At 63.2% G+C, this 22,939-nt stretch carries 19 protein-coding genes and 1 pseudogene; 6 read left to right on the plus strand and 14 right to left on the minus strand.

Translation table 11 applies throughout. The features are described from left to right. Positions 1 to 103 precede the first annotated feature (103 nt). Both PAN31108_RS23280 and PAN31108_RS23285 read right to left on the minus strand, forming a co-directional pair. Entirely contained in the window at positions 104 to 433 is a 330-nt protein-coding gene (locus PAN31108_RS23280; protein WP_150671135.1) for a hypothetical protein, read from the minus strand. A 281-nt stretch (positions 434 to 714) separates the two neighbouring features. Beyond that, positions 715 to 1,017 carry a hypothetical protein gene (locus PAN31108_RS23285; RefSeq protein WP_150671136.1) on the minus strand — a complete coding sequence of 101 codons (303 nt, stop codon included), beginning with the start codon at positions 1,015 to 1,017 and terminating at the stop codon, positions 715 to 717. Between the two features lie 198 nt (positions 1,018 to 1,215). Between PAN31108_RS23285 and PAN31108_RS23290 the strand changes: the two genes are divergently transcribed. Beyond that, positions 1,216 to 1,749 carry a VOC family protein gene (locus tag PAN31108_RS23290; protein WP_150671137.1) on the plus strand — a complete coding sequence of 178 codons (534 nt, stop codon included), beginning with the start codon at positions 1,216 to 1,218 and terminating at the stop codon, positions 1,747 to 1,749. Positions 1,750 to 1,800: 51 nt separating this feature from the next. Here the strand turns inward: PAN31108_RS23290 and PAN31108_RS23295 are convergent, their stop codons facing one another. The 5 genes from PAN31108_RS23295 to hemA form a co-directional block, all read right to left on the minus strand. Then, complete coding sequence (locus PAN31108_RS23295) at positions 1,801 to 2,424, minus strand: UbiX family flavin prenyltransferase (protein ID WP_150671138.1); 624 nt, start codon at positions 2,422 to 2,424, stop codon at positions 1,801 to 1,803. Between the two features lie 25 nt (positions 2,425 to 2,449). Further along, positions 2,450 to 2,764: a Grx4 family monothiol glutaredoxin gene (gene grxD, locus PAN31108_RS23300; protein ID WP_150671139.1), complete on the minus strand. Its 315-nt coding sequence runs from the start codon at positions 2,762 to 2,764 to the stop codon at positions 2,450 to 2,452. A gap of 80 nt (positions 2,765 to 2,844) precedes the next feature. Further along, positions 2,845 to 3,738 (minus strand): peptide chain release factor N(5)-glutamine methyltransferase, encoded by an 894-nt coding sequence (gene prmC, locus PAN31108_RS23305; protein WP_150671140.1) that lies wholly within the window; start codon positions 3,736 to 3,738, stop codon positions 2,845 to 2,847. Continuing rightward, positions 3,738 to 4,820, minus strand: a complete 1,083-nt coding sequence (prfA, locus tag PAN31108_RS23310) for a peptide chain release factor 1 (RefSeq protein ID WP_150671141.1) — start codon at positions 4,818 to 4,820, stop codon at positions 3,738 to 3,740. Before prfA ends, prmC begins: the two co-directional genes overlap by 1 nt. Beyond that, positions 4,821 to 6,107, minus strand: a complete 1,287-nt coding sequence (hemA, locus tag PAN31108_RS23315) for a glutamyl-tRNA reductase (protein WP_150671142.1) — start codon at positions 6,105 to 6,107, stop codon at positions 4,821 to 4,823. 400 nt (positions 6,108 to 6,507) lie between these two features. Here hemA and PAN31108_RS23320 point away from each other — a divergent pair, with 400 nt between their 5' ends. Beyond that, positions 6,508 to 6,765: a GlsB/YeaQ/YmgE family stress response membrane protein gene (locus PAN31108_RS23320; RefSeq protein ID WP_150671143.1), complete on the plus strand. Its 258-nt coding sequence runs from the start codon at positions 6,508 to 6,510 to the stop codon at positions 6,763 to 6,765. A gap of 455 nt (positions 6,766 to 7,220) precedes the next feature. Further along, on the plus strand, positions 7,221 to 8,717 hold the full coding sequence (locus PAN31108_RS23325) for an MDR family MFS transporter (RefSeq protein ID WP_150671144.1): 1,497 nt from the start codon (positions 7,221 to 7,223) through the stop codon (positions 8,715 to 8,717). Positions 8,718 to 8,919: 202 nt separating this feature from the next. On the opposite strand, the gene PAN31108_RS23330 is transcribed toward PAN31108_RS23325, so the two are convergent. Then, positions 8,920 to 11,382 carry a penicillin acylase family protein gene (locus PAN31108_RS23330; RefSeq protein WP_150671145.1) on the minus strand — a complete coding sequence of 821 codons (2,463 nt, stop codon included), beginning with the start codon at positions 11,380 to 11,382 and terminating at the stop codon, positions 8,920 to 8,922. Positions 11,383 to 11,737: 355 nt separating this feature from the next. On the opposite strand from PAN31108_RS23330, the pseudogene PAN31108_RS26885 reads away from it, so the two are divergent. Next, positions 11,738 to 12,016 (plus strand): annotated as a pseudogene (locus tag PAN31108_RS26885) (GtrA family protein); the annotation flags it as partial. Here the strand turns inward: PAN31108_RS26885 and PAN31108_RS23340 are convergent. From PAN31108_RS23340 to PAN31108_RS23350, 3 genes are all read right to left on the minus strand, one after another. Beyond that, positions 11,961 to 13,133, minus strand: a complete 1,173-nt coding sequence (locus PAN31108_RS23340; protein WP_150671147.1) for a glycosyltransferase family 2 protein — start codon at positions 13,131 to 13,133, stop codon at positions 11,961 to 11,963. The pseudogene PAN31108_RS26885 and the gene PAN31108_RS23340 overlap by 56 nt on opposite strands. 5 nt (positions 13,134 to 13,138) lie before the next feature. Next, positions 13,139 to 14,470 carry a glycosyltransferase family 87 protein gene (locus PAN31108_RS23345; RefSeq protein WP_150671148.1) on the minus strand — a complete coding sequence of 444 codons (1,332 nt, stop codon included), beginning with the start codon at positions 14,468 to 14,470 and terminating at the stop codon, positions 13,139 to 13,141. Positions 14,471 to 14,966: 496 nt separating this feature from the next. Beyond that, a complete protein-coding gene (locus PAN31108_RS23350; protein ID WP_174995118.1) occupies positions 14,967 to 16,379 on the minus strand; it encodes an SLC13 family permease in 1,413 nt (470 codons plus the stop codon). Positions 16,380 to 16,629: 250 nt separating this feature from the next. On the opposite strand from PAN31108_RS23350, the gene PAN31108_RS23355 reads away from it, so the two are divergent. Together PAN31108_RS23355 and PAN31108_RS23360 are read left to right on the plus strand one after the other, a co-directional pair. Beyond that, positions 16,630 to 17,283 (plus strand): GntR family transcriptional regulator, encoded by a 654-nt coding sequence (locus PAN31108_RS23355; protein WP_150671150.1) that lies wholly within the window; start codon positions 16,630 to 16,632, stop codon positions 17,281 to 17,283. A gap of 360 nt (positions 17,284 to 17,643) precedes the next feature. Continuing rightward, positions 17,644 to 17,943, plus strand: a complete 300-nt coding sequence (locus tag PAN31108_RS23360; RefSeq protein ID WP_174995119.1) for a hypothetical protein — start codon at positions 17,644 to 17,646, stop codon at positions 17,941 to 17,943. 532 nt (positions 17,944 to 18,475) lie between these two features. Here PAN31108_RS23360 and PAN31108_RS23365 read toward each other — a convergent pair. From PAN31108_RS23365 to PAN31108_RS23375, 3 genes are all read right to left on the minus strand, one after another. Beyond that, positions 18,476 to 19,615: a GNAT family N-acetyltransferase gene (locus PAN31108_RS23365; RefSeq protein WP_150671152.1), complete on the minus strand. Its 1,140-nt coding sequence runs from the start codon at positions 19,613 to 19,615 to the stop codon at positions 18,476 to 18,478. Between the two features lie 334 nt (positions 19,616 to 19,949). Continuing rightward, positions 19,950 to 20,423, minus strand: coding sequence for a hypothetical protein (locus tag PAN31108_RS23370; protein ID WP_150671153.1), 474 nt, complete (start codon positions 20,421 to 20,423; stop codon positions 19,950 to 19,952). 256 nt (positions 20,424 to 20,679) lie between these two features. Then, on the minus strand, positions 20,680 to 22,527 hold the full coding sequence (locus tag PAN31108_RS23375; protein ID WP_150671154.1) for a hypothetical protein: 1,848 nt from the start codon (positions 22,525 to 22,527) through the stop codon (positions 20,680 to 20,682). Positions 22,528 to 22,939 lie beyond the last annotated feature (412 nt).

A 22,939-nucleotide genomic window follows, 5' to 3' on the forward strand; every position in this document is an offset into this window, starting at 1 on the left:
GCCCATCACGGGCCACGCCGGGGACTCGCGATCGATTGGGGGCAAAAAAAGCCCCGCAGGCCGACGGACCTTGCGGGGCTTCTCGCCTTCACGACGAAGACGGTTAACGATGATGATGGCGGTCGTGACGATCCCAATCCCGTCGTTCCCAACCGCGTCGCTCCCAACCGCGATCGTGGTGCCAGTGACGCGGCGGCGGACCGCGCCAGTAACGCGGGGGCGGCCCGTAGACCACCGGCGGCGGCGCCATGACCATAGGGGCCGGGGCGGCGTAAACCGGCGGCGCAGCGTAGACAGGGCCCGGCGCGACGAAGGCCGGACCGGGAATGCCGATGTTGACCGACACGTCCGTGCGGGCAAAAGCGCTACCCGACGTGACCGCAACTGCAAGGCCGCTAATGGCAGCCGTCGCGATCCAGAAACGAAATTGCATCTGTTCTCCTCCTCTGATTTAGTGTGCCCCGCGCGGATAGGCATGTGCCGTTCACGTTCGCGCCTGCCTGCGGCGTCTTTGACGCATCGCACATGGCGCAAAGGCCCGCAATCCGTGACCGAATTTTACGGACGACCAGCAGCGCGCAGTGCTACTGCGGCACTACAGATGTAACAAGGCGTAAGGGAACCTGCGACTAGCGACTAGCGACTAGCGGCGTCGGGCGACGCGTGCCGGGCGAGGTGCGATGCCCGGCTCGGCGGCGTTGAAGGCAGACGCGCTCAGCGGCGCTCGTGATCGCGTGGGGCGAGAAAACTGGCGGGGCGGCGGCCGCGGCGGGCGGAAGTGGCGAAGTACGAGGGGCGGCGTAGATCCTGCGTGTCGTGCGGCGAGCGCCAGTAGGGCGTGCGCGGGGTGCCGAGCAGGTCGCCGGGGCGATGGGGCGAGAGCGGCGGCATGGCTGTGGGCCATGCGACGTTGCGCCACCGGGCGCCGGCAGGCACCACGAGCACCAGCATGACGAAAACGAGCGTCACGACGGCGTAGACGACGACGGGCGAAAGCGAGGAAAAAGCGGTCTCCATGACAAAACTCCGGTCGCAAACCTGTCACACCACTGGGGGGATGCACGCCAAATGCCGTTTGGCGAGCAAAGTGTGGCGTTTTCACTATAGTCCATGCGGCTCCGGCTGACACTCGGTTGATGCCACGCGGGTTGCAGGACTACACTACAGACGCAGTTTCCCGAATGCCGTCGCCACTTCGCACGCCGGGGGATCGTGATGAACTACGCCGCACCAGACCCCAGTCTTGCCGTCGAATCCACGGTACGCGTGGCTTGCATAACCCCCGTGGCGATCGATCACGTCGCATATCCGAGTTACGACGCGACCCTCACGCACCGATTCTACGTCGAGGTCATGGGATTCACGCTGGCAGGGGCGCAGACCGGCATGAGCCGTCTGTGGGGCAAGCCTTATTTGCTGGTGAGCTATCAGATCGCGCCGGGCGAAGCGCTCGCGTTTTTCAATTGCGACGGCCTCGCGCCCGAACCCCATCCAGAAACTCCCGCAACGCAGATTCACCATCTGGCCCTGCGCGTGCGCGACCGCGAATCGCTCGATCGCTGGAAATCGCGTCTGAGCGCGCATGATGTGCCGTTTGCCGCCGAGCGTCATGGCGACGGCGAGCATCTCTATCTGCTCGACCCGAACGAGATCATGCTGGAATTGTGCGTGCAGACACCGGAGTCGGCCGCCGGACAGGCGCAGGGCGCACTGGAGACGTTGCAGCGTTGGGTAGACGGCGTGCGGTGAGCGGCTGCCGGGATGCCGCGACGGGCGGGCCGTCGTGCGTCAATGAAGGCGTCAGCCTTCGGCGTTCCGGTTCGCGTCTTTCGCCAGACCGTCCCAGCTGGAGGCGGCGGGAGGGGCAATCCCGAACAGATCGATGACGCGGGCGACCGTGTCGTCGACCATCGCGTCGAGCGATGCCGGCCGGTTGTAGAACGCGGGAAGTGGCGGATAGACGATGCCGCCCATTTCGGTGACGGCGGTCATGTTGCGCAGATGCGCGAGGTTGAAGGGCGTCTCCCGCACCATCAGCACGAGGCGGCGGCGCTCTTTGAGCGTAACATCGGCGGCACGGGCGATCAGGTTGTCCGCGAGTCCATGCGCCACGCTCGCGAGCGTCTTCATCGAGCACGGTGCGACCACCATGCCCGCCGTGGCGAACGAGCCGCTGGCAATGTTCGCGCCCACCTCACGCACGCTGTGGTACTGATCGGCGAGCGCCTGCACGTCCGAACGCTCCAGGCCGAGTTCGTGACGCAGCGTGAGCCAGCCCGCACTCGACACCATCAAATGCGTTTCGACGCCGCCCATGGCGCGCAGGCGTTCGAGCAGACGCACGCCATACACCGCGCCGGTCGCGCCCGTGATGGCCACGACCAGACGCACGGGGGGGCGGGAGGCTCCCGTCGAAACCGTCATCGACCGCAGATCGACGATCGGGAGATCAGGCGAGTTCCGCGAGAACCTGCTTGAGTTCGCCGCTCTGGTACATCTCCATCATGATGTCCGAGCCGCCGATGAATTCGCCGTTGATGTAGAGCTGCGGAATGGTCGGCCAGTTGGCGAATTCCTTCACGCCCTGACGGATTTCGTCGTCTTGCAGCACGTCGACCGTGAACAGGTCGCCCACTTCGCATGCCTTCAGGATCTGCACGGCACGGCCCGAGAAGCCGCACATCGGGAATTGCGCGTTGCCCTTCATGAAAAGGACGACGGGGTGTTCGGAGACGATTTGCTGGATACGTTGCTGGGTAGTCATGATCGGAAGCCCGTGGGGATGCCGGAAAGTCGGCGTATCCGGCATTTTAGCGGTTTTCCGGCGCGCCCGTCGGACACCGCTCAGGCGCGTCGGCCGCCCGTGGTGCGCTCGATCCCGGCGAGGTCGCGCTCGGACATCACGTCCACCAGCCCCGCCGCCGTGCAGAGGTCGCGCACGTCCGCCGCCTGATGGTAGCCGTGCTCGCACAGCAGCCAGCTGTCCGGCAGCAGTCGCGAGGGGGCGCCGGCGACGATGACGCGCAAGGCGGCGAGGCCGTCCGCATGATCCGTGAGGGCGTCGACCGGTTCGAAGCGCAGGTCGTCCTGGGAGAGGTGTTCGTCGCCCGACACGATGTAGGGCGGGTTGGAGACGATGATGTCGAAGGCAGCCCCAGGCGCGCCATCCGTCGGCAATGCGGCGTACCAGTCGCTTGCGAGGAAGTCGACATGGGCGTCCAATCCGAGTTGCCGGGCGTTCTGCCGGGCGATGGCCAGCGCCTCGGCCGATCGGTCGACGGCCGTCACGCTCGCATCCGGGCGACGATGGGCGATGGCCAGCGCAATTGCGCCGCTACCGGTCCCCAGATCGAGCACGCGAGGGGCGCGCCGTGAGGCGAGGCGGGCGAGCGCCAATTCCACGAGCAGTTCGGTTTCCGGGCGGGGAATCAGCACCGACGGGCTCACCGCCAGCGTCAGCCCGAAGAATTCCCGGGTGCCGGTGAGGTAGGCGATGGGCTCGCCTGCCACGCGCCGCGCGTGCAGTGCGCGGTAGCGGGCGACCGTCTCGGGGGCGAGCGGCTCGCGGTCGCGGGTAATCAGTTGGGTGCGGCTCCAGCCCAGCACGTGAGCGAGCAGTATGCGGGACTCCGCTGGCGGCAAGCCTCGCTCGCGCAGCAACGACGCGACCGTGGCCACATCGACCTGTCCGTCCGGTCCAGGTTTTCCGTCAGTCCCCTGCGCCGCGCCCGACGTCATCAGGCGGCCTCGCCCAGCGACGCCAGCAACTCTGCCTGATGCTCGGTCACCAGCGCGTTGATCATCTCGTCGAGATCGCCGTCCATGATGTATTCGAGCTTGTAGAGCGTGAGGTTGATACGGTGATCCGTCATCCGCCCTTGCGGGAAGTTGTACGTGCGGATGCGCTCCGAGCGGTCGCCCGAGCCGATCAGGCTCTTGCGCGTGGCCGCTTCCTTGGCTTGCTGCGCGCGCAACTGGGCGTCCTTGATGCGGGCCGCGAGCACCTTGAGCGCCTTGTCCTTGTTGCGATGCTGCGAGCGGTCGTCCTGGCATTCCACCACGATGCCCGTGGGCAAGTGCGTGATGCGCACGGCCGAATCCGTCTTGTTGACGTGCTGCCCGCCTGCGCCCGACGCGCGGAACGTGTCGATACGAATGTCCGCCGGGTTGATTTCGACCTCGGCGACGTCGTCGGCCTCAGGCATCACGGCGACGGTGCAGGCAGACGTATGGATGCGTCCCTGCGTCTCCGTGGCGGGCACGCGTTGCACACGATGGCCGCCCGACTCGAACTTCAGCCGCGAATACGCGCCCTGACCGATCAGCCGGACGATCACTTCCTTGTAACCGCCCAGATCCGACTCGCTCGCCGACATGATTTCGACCTGCCAGCGCTGGCGTTCGGCATAACGCGTGTACATGCGCAACAGATCCCCCGCGAACAGCGCCGATTCGTCGCCGCCGGTGCCCGCGCGGATTTCCAGGTAGATGTTGCGGTCGTCGTTGGGATCGCGCGGCAGCAGCATGCGTTGCAGCGTGCCCTCCATGTCGTCCATGCGGGCACGGGCATTCGCGGCTTCGTCTTCCGCGAACTCGCGCATCTCAGGGTCGGACGCCATTTCCTGCGCGGCCGCGACGTCGTTCTGCGCCTGACGGTACTGCTGATATTGCGCAACGACCGGCGCCAGCTCGGCGTGTTCGCGCGTGAGCTTGCGGTAGTTGTCCAGGTCGCGGGTAACGTCGCCCTGGCTCAATAGGCCATCAAGCTCGACCAGACGTTGCGTCAATTGGTCGAGCTTGGCTTGCATGCTCGCTTTCATCTATTTGTCGGCGGATCCCGAGGTGCGGAACAGTTCGGGAATGAGGTGAATGATTTGCTCGCGCGAATCGCCGCGCGCGTTATTGAGCGCGTGGGTCGGGCCGTGCAGGAATTTCTTGGTGAGGGACTGGGACAGGGCTTCGAGCACGGCGGCAGGGTCGTCGCCACGCGCGAGCATGCGCTGGGCACGCTCGAGTTCGGCCACACGCATGGCCTCGGCGGTGCCGTGGATGTCGCGAATGACCGGCACGACGCTGCGCGCGTCGAGCCATTGCATGAAGTGCTGCACGCGCGTCTCGATGATCGCTTCGGCCTGCGCGACCGCCGCCTGACGCAGTGCATTGCCTTCGCGCACGACGGCGCCGAGATCGTCGACGGTGTAGAGGAAAACATCCGCCAGACGACCGACTTCCGGTTCGATATCGCGCGGCACGGCCAGATCGACCATGAACATCGGCTTGTGCTTGCGGGCCTTGATGGCGCGCTCGACGGCGCCCAGCCCGATCAGCGGCAGCGTGCTCGCCGTGCACGACACGACGATGTCGAACTCATGCAGACGCTGCGGCAATTCGGACAAGCGGATGGCCGTGCCACCCAGACGCTCGGCGAGTTTCTCGCCGCGCTCGGCGGTGCGGTTGGCGATGTAGAGGGCCTTCGGATTCTGGGCGGCGAAGTGCGTGGCGCACAGGTCGATCATTTCGCCCGCGCCGATGAACAGCACTTTTTGCGTGCTGATGCTCTCGAAAATGCGCTGCGCGAGACGCACGGCGGCGGCGGCCATCGACACCGAATGCGCGCCGATCTCGGTCTGGCCGCGAACTTCCTTGGCCACCGCGAAGGTGCGCTGGAAAAGCTGGTTCAGATAGGTGCCGAGCGCGCCGGCCTCGGCGGCGGTGCGCACGGCGTCCTTCAACTGCCCGAGGATCTGCGTCTCGCCGAGCACCATCGAGTCCAGACCGCTCGCCACGCGGAAGGCGTGACGTACGGCGTCCGACTGGGGCAGGGCGTAAAGGTGGGGCGCGAGGTCGCTGGCCGGGATGTTGTGGAACTGGGAGAGCCAGTGCACCGCGCGCTCACGGGCAGCGGCGTCGTCGGTCACGCAGTAGATCTCGGTGCGGTTGCACGTCGACAGAATGGCCGCCTCGGCGGCGCTCGACCTGCTGCTGCCTGTCCACAGACTCTTGAGGCCCGCCAGCGCCGGCTCGATCCGCTCGAACGGAAACGCCACCCGTTCGCGCAGCGAGACGGGTGCCGTGTGGTGGTTCAGGCCGAGAGCGAGCAGTTGCATGATGTGGGGGATCTGATAGCCCCTGATTATAGCGCGTCGACGCAATGCCGGTTTTCTCGGCCTCGCGTACCCCGCACGTTGGGACAGCGTGCCCCATCATCGCGCAGCCGACCGCTTTTGACAAATAGTCATCCCTTATACCGGGGATAGCACGGGATTGCCCACCCCCCGGGGACGGTGGCGGCGTTCGTCGATCAACCCGAACGGCGCGACGCCAGGGGGCCGGAAGCGTAACGGCGCGGAGATCGGAATGGGGGACGGGCATCCAGGCGGTAATCGAGAGGTAATCGAGAGGTAATCGAGACCGGGGCGCGAGGGATACCTCGATGGGAGACTGGGGTACGGACCTTCGGAAATCGGGGCTATACTGCGTTCGGGTTCCCGTCCTTGGAGGTACGTCATGGGCATTATCGGCACCATCGTCGTCGGTCTGATCGTCGGTCTCATCGCGCGCGCCCTGCATCCCGGGCGTGACAGCATGGGCATCATCATGACCGTCATCCTCGGCATCGCCGGCGCGCTCCTCGCCAAGTATGTCGGGCAGTTCCTGCACCTCTACACAGAAGGCGAATCGGCCGGATGGATCGCCTCGATCATCGGCGCGATCGTGCTGCTGGCGATATACGGGGTCATCAAGCGCAATCGCGGCACCGCGTGACGTGCCTTGTCGCCGGCTAATGTCGACCCAGACCGCCGCGCCATAAATTCTCACTCCGTGATAATGCGATGACGCCCCGACTGCGACGATAAGCCGCAAGCGGCTATCGCATTTCGGGACGTCGGGTGTCGCTCCCGGGCAACGCGTGACGTTGCCCGGGTATTTCGTCGTCCAAAACCTTCCATAACCTGGACCGCGGCAGGGTTTTGGTCACACCGGGCCGCGCCCCGTAAGGCTTGGTTGAGGACAAGTGCTGCCATCGATGAGTGTCGTACGCGTTTTGCCGCGTTCGGCTATGCTTGAGCCCATCGCCAGGCCCAAGTCGTCTTGACTACGCGTGCGGCTGCGCCGCCACGTTCGATCCCCGTCTTCCGCTATCTGGTGTGGCTGTTGCGCCTCACGCGGGCGCCATGCCGCTTCCGCAAGTTGTTACGCACCCCCACTTAAAAAAACACATGTCTGCGACACGCAATTCCGTGCGGCCATTGATCGTGGCATCCGTCATGGCGGCAACGTCCATGGTCGCCATCGAAGCGACGATCATCTCGACGGCCATGCCGCAAATCGTCGCCCAGCTCGGTGGCCTGAATCTCTACAGTTGGGTCTTTTCCGCTTTCCTGCTCGCGCAGACGGCCATGACCGTGGTGTTCGGCAAGCTGGCCGACATCTACGGACGCAAGCCGGTCATCCTCATCGGCATTGCCGTCTTCCTGATTGCCTCGCTCGGCGGGGGACTCGCGTGGTCCATGCCGGCCATGATCGGCTTCCGCCTGTTGCAGGGCGTCGGCGCCGCGTGCATTCAGCCGGTCAGCCTGGTGATCATTGCCGATCACTATCCGATCAGCGAACGCGGCAAGGTGCAGGGCTATCTGGCGAGCGTCTGGGCCATTTCGGCCGTACTCGGCCCGATGCTCGGCGGCCTCATCATTCGCGATCTGTCCTGGTCGTGGATCTTCTGGATCAACATTCCGATCGGTCTGCTGGCGGCAGCCGGCTTTGTCGCTTATCTGCATGAGGACGCGCCGCGCCAACGTCCGAGTATCGACGTGATGGGCGCCGTGTACTTCACCATTGCGGTCGCCGGGTTGATGATCGCGCTGACCGACGCCAACGCGTTCACCGACACGCATGTTTGGGGCGGCGTGCTCGCCTGCGCTATTGCGGGCCTGCTGTTCGTCTGGCAAGAGCGTCGCGCGAAGGATCCGATGATTTCGTTCGCGCTGTGGAGCCGCCGTCCGATTGCGGCCGCCAATGCGGCGACGCTGCTCTCGGGCATGGTGCTCATGGGCTTGACGACATTCCTGCCGGTGTACGCGCAGGGCGTGCTGCGTCAGACGCCGGTCGTGGCTGGCATGGCGCTCACGATGATTATGGTCGGCTGGCCGATCGGCGCCACGCTTGCGGCCAAGACGTTTACGCGTTTCGGCCTGCGCCGCATTCTCGTCGGCGGGAGTCTGCTGATGCCGGTCGGCGGCATCGTCTTCGCCTTGCTCGGGCCGAACAGCTCGCCGTTGCTCGCCGGCTTCGGGTCGCTGCTGATGGGCTTCTCGATGGGCACCGGCAGCGTGAGTGCGCTCGTCCTGATTCAGGAAATCGTCGATCCGTCGCAGCGCGGCAGCGCCACCGCGTCGAACATCTTTTCGCGGAATCTGGGCAGCACGCTCGGCGCAACGCTCTTCGGCGCGGTCCTCAACTTCGGCCTCACGCATTCCAGCGGTCTCGCGCCGGTGACGTCCGACCAGTTGCGTCACGTGCTGGAAGATCGCGGCGTGTCCACGATGGCCGATCAGGCGATTCGTGCGGTGCTGCAACATTCGCTACACCTTACGTTCCTGTCGATTCTGGCGATCTCCGTCGGCGTCGTCTTGCTGCTCCTGCTGGTGCCGACCAATGCCGTGGACGCGCGCAACATCAAACGCGACAAACCGGAGTTCGTGCCGGGCGGTCATTGATCGATCGACCGAGGACGGATCGACAATGGATCGACAACGGACCGATCGATCATGCGTGCGGTGGACGATGCCTCGCGGCAGACGCACATTGCAGCCTCGGAGACAGCCGGCGGGAGATTCCGGCCGGCTGTTTTTCAGCGTGCTATTCACGTTGTCGCGGATTGCAGCCGCGCACATAGTGAACTTAGCGAACTTAGCGAACTCAACGCGACGCCTCCGGCACCAGATGCAGTCGTGACTCCGTGGCGGCTTCCACCGCCGCGCGGGTGTAGGGCAACTTGAAGTATTCGCCGTCGAGCCACTTTTGCGCCAGGTCGCGATAGTGCGGGCTGTCGGGGTTGCCCGATTCCCCCGGCAGGTTTATCGCGCGCGTGTTATCCCAGTTGCCCACGTCGACGACGATGCGCAACGACGGCCCGTTCGTCTGACGGAAGTCGCTCACGCGATAGGTCGACTGATTCGGCGTGAACGGGCTGCCGCCTTTGGGCAACGGTCCGACGTTGAGCTTGGCGCGCATCTCGACGTCCACCGCGTCCGCGAGCGGATGGGCGTTCAGGTTCGTGTGAAGCTTGCCCCATCGCCATGCGGCGGGGTCTGCGCCTTGCAGCTTGACCATTTCGCCCCACGCGTCACCCAGGCTTGAGAGCAACACGGCGTCGCGCTTTGCGGTGGCGCTGGCCGTGCCGTTATGCCCGAAGCGGGCCGCAGGCTGTTCCAGCGCGTCGAGCATCGACGCCGGATCGGGCGCGCCGAAGCTCTCGGCCGCCGTCTTCGGGAGGACCGCGTTCTTGTAGGCGCGCCCCAGATGCCGGCTGAACCAGACTTCTTCCAGCGCCGCTTGCGCCGAGTCGGCACCCATGTGAGCGTCCCATCCCTTGAGCAGCTTCAGCGCAGCGGATGTCTGCGGGTCGTCGCTCGAGAGCGGCGCGAGCAGCGCGATCAGACGCCGGGCCGGTATCGACACGATATCGTTTTGCAAACGCTCGGAATCTTCCAGCGAGACTTTGTCCATTCCCTTCAGTACTTCGTCGATGCGTGCATGCCGCGAGCCGTTCGTCCACTCGAAGCCCAGCTTGCGCTGCGCATACGGATAGCCGGCCGGCAGGTTCATTTCGTTGGACGTCGTGAAGTAGCCGCTCGCCGGGTTGTACGCCGACGGCAACTGGTCGCGACGCCAGAAGCCCGCCCACTCGTAACGCCCGTCGCCGGGCACCGGCATCAGGCCGTCCCAGTTCGGACGAATCGGCGCCATGCCGCTTGGCACCCACCCGATGTTGCCGGACGTGTCCGCGTAGACCTGATTCACGGTCGGCGCTCCCCAGGTATCGAGCGCCGTCCGGAATTGTGAAAACGTTTTGGCGCGCATGTAGCGCATGGCGTCGAAGTACGGCGACATGCCCGGCTCGAGCCATGCCGTGCGCACCGCATAGGCGCGATGTCTGGCGGCGTCGACGTAAATCACCGGCCCGTGCTTCGTGAATTTGAGATCGGTCTGCACCGGCGCGCCATCGCGCACCTCGATCGTTTCATGGACGGTACGCATCGGCACCCATTTGCCACGGTAGCGGTACTGATCGGGGTTCGCGGGATTGAGCGCGTAGACGTACAGGTCTTCCTGATCGATGTTGAAGATCGTGAGGCCGAAAGCAATGGTGCCGTTGTGTCCGATGGCGACGCCCGGAATCGCCGGCTCGCCCGCGCCGATCAGATCGAGCGTGGGCGTGCTGACCTGCACGATGTAGCGCAGACTCGGTGCGGCGTATGCGCGGTGCGGGTCGTTGGCCATGATGGCGCGGCCCGTTGCCGACTTTTGCGGTGCGATAACCCAGTTGTTACTGCCTTCCGCCGATTCCGTGGAGACGTCGTAAGGGCCGCTCTCGGCCAGTTGCACGACGTCTGCGTCGGCGTGTTGCAGCGAGTCCTTCGTGATCTTCACGCCTTGCGTCGCGAGATCGAAAACCTTGAGCAGATCGTCTGGCAGACACGGATCGAGGCCGTCGGGCACCTGCGTCTTCCAGGCCGGTTGCAGGCCGACACGCACACTGTCTGCGTCGAGCGACGCCTGGCATACCACCTTGGCGCGGGCGACTTCGCTCTTGAGGTTACGGGTCAGACCGTGACTGCGAATACGCACGATGTCCTCGGCCGACCATTTCGCGGGCCAGTAACCGACCTTGCGGAATTCGTACGGCATCTGGTCGGGATGCTTCGCGAGCCAGTCGATGTAGGCGTTCACGCCGGCGGCGAAGGCCTCGGCGGCCGGCTTCGCGTCCGGACCGTAGCGTCGCCATTCCTCGGCCATGTCGCCCCGGTAGACGAAGCGGCGCGCGGCGTCGTCCTGCGCGACGTAAGCGCGGCCGAACACTTCGGATAACTGGCCGAGTCCCCGGCGTCGCCAGAGGTCGATCTGGAACAGACGGTCGCGAGCGGCGTTGAAGCCCTGCACGAAGAAGCCGTCGCGCTCGTTGGCGGCGAAGATGTGCGGCACGCCGTTGTGGTCGATCAGAATGTCGGCAGGCTGTGACAGCCCTTCGACGGTGAGCGTTTGCGAGGGCAGGGACGACGACGCGGCGGTTCCGGTATCGGCAGCATGCAGTGACGCGCTCCACGTTGTCACGGCAAAGATCAGAACGCTGGCGGCGTGGATGGCATTGGGGCGTTGCATCGGCTTCCTCCTGTAGATTGCGGATGTCGTCTCTTGTCTTGCTTGTCGGTGCTGTCATCATGAAGTACCTCGCAATCCTAGACGTCTCGCTCAGGCGTGCAACCCATGGCCTGCGAAAATGGCATAAATTCTTACTCATCGAGCCCTGACGGGGCGATGCGCCGATGCTGCACCGCAAACGTTTGGCGACGGTCGGTGCGTGCGCCCGTATCGTCAGGTGAACCCGTCTTCGCCGTCATTCATCTTTGCGACCAAACCGATGCCGGATCTGCGTCAGACGTCCTCCTCCGAGGCCACTACACGCCTGCAACGCTGGCGCACGTCGCCGCACGTGCGTACGTTCGTCGTGCCGCTCATGCGCTTCGGGGTCTCGGGAGGGGTGGCGACGGCTGTGCACGTGATCGTGGCGATCACGCTCATCGCGGTGTTCGGTGTGGGATCGGTGCCGGCCAACGCGGTCGCTTTCTGCGTCGCAACACCGTGTTCCTACCTGCTGAACACGTTATGGAGTTTTTCGGCGCGCGTTCATCGCACGAGCCTCGCGCGGTTTTTGCCCGTGTCGGTCTTCGGGCTTGTGCTCACGACGTTCGTCGCACGAACGGTCGAGCATCTGGGGGGGAACCATTGGCTCGGGATCGCAGCGGTCGTGCTGACCGTGCCGCCGACGACTTTCCTGCTCCACCGCTACTGGACGTATCGAGGCGCGTGAGTACGCGCATCCCGGCACGCGACGGCAAGTGGCTGACCTTCACGCTGGCCTGGTAGCGGCGGCGCACGAGATACAGCGGACGTCCCTTCGATTCGTAATAAATGCGCCCGACGTACTCCCCGATCACCCCGATGCCGACCAGTTGAATCCCGCCGAGAAAGAGCGTGCCTACGAGCAACGAGGCATAGCCGGGCACGTCCACGCCGTGAATGATCGTGCGCAATGCGATGTAGCTGCCATAGGCGAGCGACATCAGCGCCAGCGACACGCCGATATAGGTCCAGCAGCGCAACGGCACGGTGCTGAAACTGGTAATGCCTTCGAGCGCGAAGTTCCACAGTCGCCAACCGGAGAACTTCGATTCGCCCGCGCTGCGCGGATCGCGGACGTACTCCACGACTTCCGTATGGAATCCGACCCACGCGAACAGCCCCTTCATGAAGCGGCGGCGCTCGGGCAGCCGCTTGATGGCGGTCACGACACGGCGGTCCATCAGCCGGAAATCGCCGACGTTCTCCGGCAGCTTGACCTCCGACAACCGGTTGTGGACGCGGTAATACAAGCCCGCCGCCACCCGCTTGGCGAAGCTGTCGCTTGCGCGGTTGGTGCGCTTGGCGAGCACGACTTCGGCACCGTCGCGCCAGCGCTCGATCATCACCGGGATCAGGGTGGGCGGGTCTTGTAGGTCGGCGTCGATGGGGATGACGGCGTCGCCCTGCGCCTCATCGATGCCTGCGCTCAGGGCCGCTTCCTTGCCGAAATTGCGGGTGAAATCGATGACGCGGATACGCGCGTCCTTGCGTCGCAATGCAAGCAGGGCGTTCAGCGTGTCGTCGGTGCTGCCGTCGTTCACGCAGACGATTTCGAAGCGCACGTTCGCTACGCTGTCGAGGACCGGGGCGACGGCGTGGTAGAACTTGTCGAGCGCCGGCGCTTCGTTGTGGCATGGCACGACGAGTGAAATCAGCGGCGCACGATAAGTCGCCGGCGTATGCGATGTGTGTGACGTGTGGGGCGTGTCGGTACGAGCGGCGCGGGGCATGGCGATTACCTGGTGAACGCAGGCGCGGTGACGGCGTGACGCGTTAGGGCGGCGGGAGCGGCGGCAGCGCTGCGGTCTTCGTCCGGAGTGTCGAATGCCTCGCCCTCGCGCACGTGTGCGAGGCGACGACGACGTCGCCACAGCATGGCGAGGGTGCCCAGCGTGATGAATGGCAGGAACTGGAAGCCGATCTGCAACGAGCCGAGCAGGCCGAGCGCCGGGGTAATCCACAGCAGCACAAGCCATTCGCGTTCGCCGCGCAGCCAGCCGCGTGCAACGCCGTCGCGCACATACCAGGCGATCACGAGTGCAAGGAGCGCGAGGTCGTAATCGTAGAGATACGGGCTGATGAGTGTGGTGGCGCACACGAGCGTGGCGGCGCGCAAGGCGAACACGCCCGGCCGCCGCCAGAAGTCGATCAACACCGCCAGCGCGCACAAGGCCACGATGCCGTGGACGACGGCAGAGACTTCGATGGCGGCGCCGAGCATGCGTGCGGTGACGAAAAACGTGGGCACGCGGGCGATCTGCGCCGTGCCGTTCACGATGCTTTGCCGCGCGAATTCCGAGGCGTGCAGGAAGGTGACGTAGACGTCGATGCTGAAGACCGCGGCGGCAAGCGCCGTCGTGCCGATGACGGTTGCGATACACGCGCCGAGCGCGCGCCACTCGCGGGCGCAGAGGAACGCGAGCGGGAAGAGCAGCGCAACATGCGGCTTTACGAAGAGCAGTCCGGCCAGCACGCCGGCCCAGACGGGGCGCTTGCGTAACAGCGCCAGCGAGAAGCCCGCGAGCGCTGTCGTGTAGAGGGCGATCTGACCGGCAATGATCACCAGCAGCACGCCCGGAAAGCCGAGCGTCGGCAGACGCGCGACGCGCCAGGGGGCCGTGCGCCGCAACGCGGCGTAATAGAGACCGAGGCCGATCAGCGCGTATAGCGTGTACGCATAGGTGAACGAGAGCAACGCGACCGGCGCGAGAAACACCATCATTACCGGCGGATACAACCACGGCAGCACGCCACCGATCTTGTCGGCCCACGGTTGCTCCGCGATTTGCACCTGCGACATCAGGTCGACGTTATAGGCATCGAGCGGATGTCCCTGCAATACGAAGTGCGATGCGCCCCAGAACGGCAGGAAGTCCAGTCCGATAGGGCTGATGGTCGGGGTGGCGGACAATGCATACCGATAGCCCCAGATGAACAGGACGGCGAAGCTCAGGACAAGTCCGACGCCGCTGTAAAGGCGAATGCGCGCCGGGTCCTCGGACCAGTGGCGACGCTCGCGCGGGATGTGCGGAGCGATTTTCGTGACAGCCGACGACTTCGATGTCATGCAAGAACCTCCCCTTGGCTGCATGAAACGGCGTTGCCAGACGACGGTGACTGCATTCGGTGATTCGCGTGAGACGCCTGTAATCGCCTCTTTCGTCTTGTTCTGCGCACGCTGCTGACGAACGATTGTCGCGGGACGCCACTAGTGGTCTCAAGCAGGGCATTCCCGATACGGTCCATATTAGTCGAGACGGTCTGCCAAAAGATCGCGGAATCGACGGGGCGAGGCGCCGCCGTCGGCGCCGCACGGCACACAACCGCCGCACCTGCGCGGTGCCAGCGGCGCTGCGCCGACGTCGGGAGAGTGGCCTGATGCGGCGTCGAATCCTTGCCGGCACGGTCTTCGCGAGCCATCGGGCAGTATCGTCGCGGTGGCCGTGCGATGGTCTCCCGGCCAGGATCGCAAACCAGCGTTTGAAATGATTTCTCGGGATGCGCGGAGCTGTCGGCCCATGAAAAGGGCCGGAAAGTCTGGAAATTCCGGAAAGTCAGGAAACTCAGAAGATCCGAAGGATTCCGATTGCGTGCCACCAGAGCGCCGTGAGCGGCACGACCGTGAGCAGTGCCATGCATGCGGTGGCAAGGCAATAACGTGTCGCGTCCCGAATGCCGATGCCGGCCAGCGCCATGGCGAGTACGAGGGGTGGCGCCTGATAGGGCAACGCGATGGTGGAAATGCCGACAGCTTGCGTCAACAGGACCGCCTTTACGCCGAATGGCGCGCCGACAGCGAGGGCAGGGACCAATGGCGTGAAGAGCGCCGGGGCGGCGTTCGAGGTCACGAGAAAGGTCAGCGCGATCGACAGTGCGACGAGCGTCAGATAGGCGGGCATCGCCGACAGTTGCGCGAGATCGAGGCGGGCGAGCAGCGGACGTAAGGCATCGGCCAGCCCAGCGTGCTCGACGGCCGCCGTCAGACCGATGATCGCGGCGACGAACCATAGCGGGGCGAGCTTGACCTGCGCGAGGAACGCGTCCGGATTCACCAGGCGCAACGGCCCGAGGCACAGCAGTGCGATACCCAATCCGGCCCAACCGGCCGCCACGTGATGCCAGGGCTCCGTCAACCAGAGGGCGAGCATCAGCGCCAGGGCGGCGAGCAGCCGCCTTTCGTCGGCCCGCATTGGCGTGCCGGGCATGGCGACCCTGGATATGTGTGCGATGTCGCGCGACGCGAGACGGTCCGGGAAGAGGCGTTGAGCGACGACGACCAGCACAACGCCGCGAACGATCGCAAGCGTGGGGACGAGGGCGATGGCGTATTCACCATAGCCGAGTCGCAGTCCGAGGACGGTTTCCGCCGTTCCCGCCATGACGAGATTGGGCAGGTTCGCGGGCAGGATCGCCGTCGACAGCTCGCAACTGGCCAGTGCGGTGGCAAGCATCAGGCCCTGACGTCCCGGGCGTCCCTGCGTGAGACCGACGCGTTCGCAGAAACTCAGCACGATGGGCGTGAGGATGGCGATTCTGCCCAGCGTGGACGGCATCACGATCCCCAATGCGAAGGCGATAGCGACGAAGCCGGCAAGGGCGAGTCCGTAGGCGTGACCGCAGTGATCGGCCAGACGCGAGGCCACCCGCTCTCCCAACCCGGTGACACGCAACCCCATGCCGATCACTGCACCGCTGAAGACCAGCCAGAAAGCGCTCGACGTGAAGCCGGAAAAGACGACGTTGGCGCCGAGCGAGGTGCCTGCGGCGAGCAGAAACATCAGCAGCAAGGACACGAGGAAATCCGGCAACCAACCCGTCGCCCAGTAACTCAGGCAAAGCAGCACGATGACGGCCACGGCGAGCGCGTCGCCATGAAGTCCCGCGGCGAGCAAGCCCAAGCCGGCGGCGGCGCAGAGCCCGCCGAGCAGGGCATGTCGCCAGAGGCGGCCTGGCGGGAACGCGCCGCTACTGGACATGACGGCGTTCGGCGCGATGCGCGAGACCGCCGCTGTGGCGCGGGAAGCGTGCGGCGAGGCGACCGCTTCGGTTTCCGAAAAAGGAGAGGAAAACTGCGCCGGCGGCGTCGATCGAGAGGACGGTGATGAGGGTGAGGGGGGTAAGGGGGGGGATGAGGGTGAGGATCGGGGGAGAGACATCGGCGTCACCTTTCGTCAAATAATATATAATTTGACATTATTATATATAGTTAACGGAATGGGGTGATCGATGCGTGAGGAATCCGGGACGGGCACTGCGGTGGAACGGGCTTACGAAGCGTTGCGCGAGCAGATCGGGCGTGGCGATTTGAAACCGGGCGAGGCGTTGCGTCAGGATCACCTCGCGGCGTCGCTGGGTGTGAGTCACGTGCCGGTGCGCGAGGCGCTCACGATGCTGGCCTCGGACGGGCTGGCGGTGAGCCGAACGAATCGCGGCACCGTCGTGACGGCGCTCACCGAAGACGATGCGATCGAGTTGGCGGACTACCGGGCGTTGCTGGAGGGACGTCTGATGGCGCTGGCGATGCCGAATCTGTCGCGTGCGGATCTTGCGCGAGCGCGGGCTGCGCTGGACGCGTTGGAGGCGGCGACCGATCTGACGGACATCGTCACGCGTAATGCGGCGTTTCACGGCATGTTGTATGCCAAGGCCGAGCGCCCGTATTTCCAGCGCGCGGTCGCCACGGCACGCCTCAACCTCGGTCGGTACCTGTTCCTGACCTGGCAAAAGGCGGACAACGCGTCGCGCTCACATGCGGAGCATCGCGAGTTGCTGCGCCTGTGCGAAGCGGGCGACGACGCAGGCGCGGTGGCGCTCGTGCAGGCGCACAACCGGGCGACGGGAGAGCAGATCGCACGAATCATTCGCGAGGGATGGGCGTAATTCGCGAGCGACTTGCGATCCTTGCGTGAGCGCCCCCGGAACGCGTCGGGCGCCGGGCGTGATGGCGTGATGGCGTCAAGTTTTACGGGCAACCACACCATTCCAACCCGAAGGCCGGTGCAAAACCGTCAGCGATCTGTAGCGATGCGAAAGCATCGTCGGTATTCCGAAGAGTGTAGAGACTCACGATGCAGATTTCGTTTTTTTCGCTATCGATACCCATTCGATTGAGGTAGCCAATATGGCGGGTACACCATCGACGTGCAGGTGCAGGGTGTCTCTCATGAAATGCTCCCTGCGCGCCTGCGTGATATTCGCCAACGCGTTTCTACTTCTCTTCGTAAATTTCACAGGTACATCATGACAACAGTGAATTCCTCGACAGTGAATACGACGGCAGCAACCCACGCTGCTGCCGCCACGTCGCTCCCGAAAAGCGGTGAGTCCAGCCCCGCTGGCGACGTCTCGCATCTCGAGAAGGAAATCAAGCAATTGATGCAGGAAATGATGCAGATCCTTAAGCAGTCGCTTTCGGGTCATTCCAAAGAAGGCAGTATGCCCCCGCTTGCGTCCGCAACCACCCAGCCGGGGATGGCGGCGCCCGCAGGTACCGCCTCCCCCGCGCAACACCAGCATCATCACCATCACCACGCGGGGTGACGTCGCCTAAATCGACGTCACTCGACGTCGTGAGGCGCAGTGGGACGTAGTGCGGCGTCATCCGACTTACCTCGGCATAACGCCGGTGCATCGCACGACATCGGGCAGATTTTTGCGCAGTCGAACGCCAAGTCGATTGCGTTGCTCGATGTCGGGCGGCTTCTTGTCTACTGGCTTCGCGTTACCGGATTGTCCGGAATTTCACGATGTTTCGGACAATCCACGCCAAGACAGTCCAGGCGCGTTGTCGTCACTGCAAGTGGGAAGGGCGTGGAAAACGCCTGACAATGAAACGGACGGGGTGTCGAGGCGATGCTGAGTCCGCTGAGCGCAAGATAAACGACTAACCCTGGCTGCAACGTCGCCCAGGACGGACTGCGACCGGTGGTGTCCTTTCGATGGCGCGTCCGATCCGGGTTGCGCCAATCCCCCCCATACACAACGTTCCCCGGATCGATCGGATCGGTGCGTCTCCCGCTGTGTCGACCGGCCGGCGGGGGCGCAGCGCAGCGCTGCGTGCCGGCCAGCGGCATCAAACCATCTTCGGTGCCGGCTTCTTCAGTCGATAGCCGTCTGCGGTCTTCTCCCACAGGTCCGGACGTGTAGCAGGGACCAGAATGAGGTTGACACCGGAGCCGCCCTCGAACCGGAAGCCGAGCTTGCTGTAGGCGGCGCGCGATGCCTGATCGAGGAATTGCAGGTGGACCATACCCGATCCGCCGTTCTTCGCCGACATGTTGACCGCCGCCTCGATGAGCGCGCCGCCGACGCCCTTCGTGTCGGGATGCGTCACGACGCCGTTAATGTGGACATGGCCATCCGAGCGCAGGTCGGATGTCATGACGCCCACCGGCTTGCCGCCATTGAGCATGTAGACATGCTGCTGATTGCCCGTCATGTGATCGCTGAGAACCTTTGCCGCGCTTGCGCCGCGATCGGTGCCGCGGAACTTTTGCATCTCCATCTGAAACTTGTGAGACAACGTGAACCACGACTGATCGTTGACCAGGACAGGCCGGCCGTCCCATTTCGACTTCGCTGCGGCGGGTGCCGTACCGGCAGGCTTGGCCGGAGCGGACGTCGGCGCCGCACCGTGGGCGCCGGGCCGTTTCATCGGCGCCTGCGCTGGTGTCATGCCGGTGGGCGCCGGTGGACGATGCGTTGGGGCCGACGTCGGCATGCCGTGAAGCGATGTCGACGGATAGTTCGGTCGCAGGTACTGGGACGGCCGCTCCGGCAGTGGAGGGCGCGGCTGCGGCCTGGCTTGCGTGGGCATCGGAGGGGGCGCGACAGGGGGACGGTTCGGCTTGAAATATGCCGAAAGCGGCGGCTGTGCCGCCATGCCATAGCCGCCGCCGGGCCTGAGCGCGGCCGGCACCGGCGGACGGGGCGGTGTCTGCACATATTGCGCCATCGGCCCCATGGGGGTCGATTTGACCGGCGCGGTGCCCAGCAGCGACGCCAAAGGTTGCCGGGGCGGCAGGGAAGGCGCGCCCGTCTGCCCGGACCCCTGCTTGTAACGTCTCGGCATCATCCCAAGGGGGGGCGGCACGCCATGTCGCGGCCCCGCAGCCGGCAAGTTCGTGGCCGCCGTCGACGTGGCCGGGTTGTGGCCCGGACGAAGCACGGCAGGGATGTCTAGGATGTTCGCTCGGCGGATCGGCAATGGCATGGTGTGCTCGCGATCGAATCAATGTCCTCGATGCTGGGCCGAGCAGGCCATGGGCGACGTCGGCGACGCGAACCTGTGTTCGCGCACACGAAGCGAAGGGGGTTGCCTGATGAGCGTGAGGCGAGAGGCGAGAGGGGAGCGAGAAGAGAAAAATGGCGAAGCGGTGGTTGCAGCCGTGGACATCGGCTCCCGACGTCCACGGCTGAAATCGTCAGACGTCAGACGTTGAGCAGGCACCCCCGAGTTCCAGGAGCATGGACTATCGTGTAACTAGTTGTTTTTTCTATGGAAATGAATATGTTTTCAATGTCCATTCCTCAGGACGAAAATGCACTTATTTGGGCGGCTGAATGTCCATAATCGCAGGCTTCTCTCTCAGCGGGGTTGGCGGGGGTCGGAGCTCATCGAGCCTAGACTGAAGAAGTGCATTTTTCTGTAGGACTTCGAGCACCAAGCGATGGGCACTTGTGAGTTGAGACTGCGCATCGTCGCGTTCCTTTCTAAGCCGCATAACTTGCGCTTCAAGGTCCTCGCGCTTGCGCCTTTCCCGCTTGCGACTGGCTTGTTGCGTCTTCTGTCGTTCGCTATGGATTTGTATCCATGCTTGAATTTCGCGAACCAGCGCCGGAAATCGTTTCTTTCGAAGTGCGGTCGGGTCCGTGCCGGCCTCTCTAGCAACATTATTTTGACTGACAGAAGTTCCGCGCGGCAGTCTCAGCGGACGGTCATCTCTTAGACGCTCGAAAGCGCTTCGAAATCGTTGCTCCGCAGTTTCAGGTTCGGTCTTCGTTGGTACAGCATCGTTCATACGGCCCACCTATGGATGTGGTTTGCACAAAAAACGCGACCGGTTATTAGCCCCGTCAAACGACCGTATCTTGGAGGCAGACAGGTCACTGCTTCGTCTTACGCTTGTGCGCCGCGAACGAAAATTCATCAGGCCCCCTAAAAATAACGCGGTTCAAGCAAAGACACCTTTCTTCAAACTGTTCCCTCCAACCAGTCGTTCAACCCCAGGGGGCTGCGCTCATCTGAATGCTGACTGGGCGTGCGGAACCGTCTTTCTATGTGCCTCGTTGCTTCTTCTGCTTGGTGACCCTCAGGTAGTTTTCCATGCCGGTGATTTCGGAGCTCAGTGCTTGAGCGCGAGGGCTGTCGATTGATGACTTTCTGCGCTGTACTTTGATGCTTTCAAGTTGACGTTCTACCATGGGTCGTTTTCGTGTGTCGTATAACACATCATGGCAAGGATTTTTACCATCGCCGCCAGAGCAACGCGCTACTGATTCGATTCCACCGTAGTCACAATGTCCACGCTTAGCGCATGCGCCAAGCCTCGTCTCCCGGAATGGGACATCTCCATTTTCGGCAGCCCTAATAAGCGCCTTAAAGTCTCGGGTGCCAACCAAATTGACGATAACTTCGTCCTTTCGTTCGTCGCCATACGGTGAGATATAGTGTTCGCCGACAAGGGCCTGTATCTGTCGGCTCATGACTTCGTATCGAGCAGAAACGACTTGATTTTCGAAGTCTTCACTGAATCGAAGGCGGCTGAAATTTCGACCGTAGTAACGAGTCTGGAAGAGAGTGAGATGCTTCAATATGACTTGAATCGAACTGTCGCACAGTAGCCCGCTGGCGAACATGTTGATGGCGCCCGTCCTTCTGAGCTCGTGATATGCCAACGGCCAAGTCTTGCCCACCGCGAATCGTCCATCCTTGTTGAGATTAGGTGTGAACTTGCGTGCAATCTCCAGGTCCGCTTCGGTTACCTTTAACACTTCCAGGTCAAATAGGCGGGGGTATCGAAGCAACAAGTACGCGTACGACTGAAGCTTAGGCCTCGTCGAATAGGGTTTCCATTTTCCGGGAATCGCCGCCCATGGCTCAAACGCATTGTGGAATAAGAAAGGATTGTTGCGGTCATCCTTGTTGCAGTTAGCAGTGGGGTTTTGGGCGGCACAATTTATGCGCAGCCTCGCGACCGCTGTCATTGCATTTACTGCAACTTCGACACTGCTGCTCGTGGGCCATCGTGCGTCGCTGTCTGGGTCTGTCTTAATGGTCTCACCGCAGATAATCGGGATGCGACCGAGCACCGGGTCCTGTTCCCAGCGTAGACAGTCCGCCCTCAATGCAGCGACTTCCTCTTTTCGCTGGAGTGTGAAGTTGGCGATATATGACGCTCCAACCGTCTGAACGAGCGTCAGATAGGCTGTAAACGACATCAGTTCAATCGTGCTTCTTTGCGGCGGTAGCACCCACTTTTCTAAAAGTTCGAAGATACCGAACTCTTTAGCGATGAACTCGAAAGAACCGTAGAACTGCCGCCCGTTTAAGATACCGAAGTTTTTCGGTTGTTTTGTAAATGGACGAAAGCGGCTGCGGTCTCCCTCGTAAAGGAATGCTGCCTCAAGTGTCCCAAAGTTATGCGCGTAGGCATCGACACAGAACTTAAAGCAATTTTCGACTCGTTCCCGATGTTCAAGAAAATCATCAAGGCATTCCCGCAATCGACGTACTTGGTAGACCCAAATTCGCGGCGGGATGTAGGGCGTTTGCTCTCCAATGCCTTCGTCGACTTGCGCGCCCGCTTCGCGCGATTTGTTTTTTTTCATCGCGCCGGCTAAGGCAAGTAGGCCTGCCTCATTCAGTAGGGTGAATCCAATACTGACTTCGGAACGAAGAAGTCGGTCCATGATTCGGAGAATGGCTTTAGCTTCTTCGCTCCTGGGGTATAAGGCCGCGAGCTTATCGACCAAAATTGGATAGCGAACGAGGTCGCATGCAACGATTCGCTCAGCTTCACAAAGAGCAACAATCCGGCGCAGAAGGTTAAAATGCCTTTTGAGGTTCGACCAGCTTCGAGCGCCCATGGGGCCCCACAGAATCCAGGTGGCCAACGTTCTCATGACATTCTGATTCTCGGGACCAAGCGCGGGAGCGCTTCGATTGTGGTGTCCTCCTGAGAAGTCGAATCGAAGGGAACTACCACGCCACGCAGAGAAATCCCAATATGGGTCACTCCATCTCGACTTGGGATTGCCATTCTCGTCTAAGCTGACCACCCAGTCTGCTGGCGGTGGCCAACTAGGTGGCCGGTAACAAAAGTGTTTTCTTGCGATTGGACATTCAATGACGTTGAGCCCAAATTCTGAGATTGCCTCTATCACAGTGCACCCTCCAGTTCGGCAAGCTCCGCTTCGAAGTCAAGGTGATACCAACCTTCGGCAATACGCGCTCGAGCTGACATGCCCCCTTCAATCGGGCCAATGGGCTTCTAGCAAAGTCCCTTTAAACCAACTCCTGGAAAGCGGTAGGAGC

It is taken from the genome of Pandoraea anhela (genome assembly GCF_902459655.1).
Taxonomy (GTDB): Bacteria; Pseudomonadota; Gammaproteobacteria; order Burkholderiales; family Burkholderiaceae; genus Pandoraea; species Pandoraea anhela.